The 313-nt window shown below is 54.0% G+C and carries 1 protein-coding gene; it reads left to right on the forward strand.

Annotated features, from left to right (window positions below):
- Nucleotides 1–18: 18 nt before the first annotated feature.
- On the forward strand, nucleotides 19–313 hold a 295-nt coding region (locus JIN85_RS21135), incomplete at its 3' end, for a hypothetical protein (RefSeq protein WP_200274579.1).

The raw sequence follows: 313 nt of genomic DNA on the forward strand, positions 1-313 counted from the left end.
TGCTGAAATCTAACTGTTATGGCCGACAAGAAAGTCGAAGTGCGATTTGATACCACCGCCGACACCAAGGGCGCGGAAGATGCCGAAAAGGCAATTAACGAAGTGAACGATTCCTCATCGGAACTGATGAAGGATGCGCTCAAGTCCAGGGAAAGCCTCGAACAACTCACCAAGGCTGCCGAAGGCGACGCGGTGGCGCAAAGGGCACTGAAGCAGGTCCAAAAGGAACTGGGAAAGGAGTTTGAGCAAACTGCCAAAGACATCGATCGCACGACTGAAGCGGTCGAAGATCTAACAGCGGCGGAAGCGGCCC

This window comes from Luteolibacter pohnpeiensis (genome assembly GCF_016595435.1).
GTDB classification, from domain to species: Bacteria; Verrucomicrobiota; Verrucomicrobiia; order Verrucomicrobiales; family Akkermansiaceae; genus Luteolibacter; species Luteolibacter pohnpeiensis.